We start from the raw sequence: 982 nt of genomic DNA, 5'->3' as shown, positions 1-982 counted from the left end.
CTGGCGGTCTAGCAGCGTGGGCAGCGCGATGACCACGGTGCGCAGGTCCTGCCACAGCTTTTGCTGCTCGTCGTCGAGCCATTGGGGGGTGCCGGTCATACGCGCAGCTTACTTGACTGGGCAACCCTGGCACGCAGATGCCTTTCGCTGCTCAGAGGCAGGCACGGACCCGGCCGGCCTCTGTGATGCCGCGCACCTTGACTTGCCTAGGCAAGTCAAGCACACTCGCTCACAGTTGCCCAGGCAAGTGCGGCGGCGGCGCGGCGTCCGGAGATTCCCCCGTTCGTCACGGATCCGACACCCCGAAACCATGAGGAGAGCGCAGTGAAGGCTATTCGCTACCACGAGTTCGGCAGCACCGAGGTCCTGCGCCAGGAGGAGGTGGAGCGTCCGGTCCCCGGTGCCGGCCAAGTGCTGGTGAAGGTGGTGGCCACCTCGTTCAACCCCGTCGACGACCACATCCGGCTGGGTGTCCTCGCTGAGATGATCCCCACCCCGCTGCCGATCACCCCCGGCCTCGATGTCGCGGGCACCGTCGCCGAGCTCGGCGACGGAGTCAGTGGACTGCAGGTCGGCGACCCGATCATCGCCATGTTCCCGCTGCATGAGCACGGCGGAGCCGCCGAGTACGCGGTCGTGGCGGCCGACCTGGTGACCGCCGCGCCCCGCAGCATCCCCCTAACCGACGCCGCCTCACTACCCCTGACCGGGCTGGCCGCTCGTCAAGCAGCCGTCGAGCTCGCGGGGATCAAGACCGGCCAGACCGTTCTCGTCAACGGGGCAGGCGGTGCGGTGGGAAGCATCGTGGTCCAGCTCGCCGTCGAAGCCGGCGCTAAGGTGACCGCCGTCGACGGCCCCCAGCATGCCGACCGCCTGAACGGCTACGGTGCGGAGAAGGTCGTCGACCCGTTGGACCTCGACGCAGGCCCGGCCCCTGTCGGTGGCCCCTTCGACGTGGTGGTGAACCACGTACGCCTGGCTC

Annotated in this window: 1 protein-coding gene; it reads left to right on the top strand. The window is 68.6% G+C overall.

The features are described from left to right. Window positions 1-324: 324 nt before the first annotated feature. On the top strand, window positions 325-982 hold a 658-nt coding region (locus tag ACLQ3B_RS33645), incomplete at its 3' end, for an NADP-dependent oxidoreductase (protein WP_425784688.1).

Origin of the sequence: Micromonospora sp. DT53, from assembly GCF_049841535.1 — a bacterium.
GTDB lineage: Bacteria > Actinomycetota > Actinomycetes > Mycobacteriales > Micromonosporaceae > Micromonospora.
Note: the sequence above shows the minus strand (reverse complement) of the source record. Positions and strands in the feature narration are given on the sequence as shown.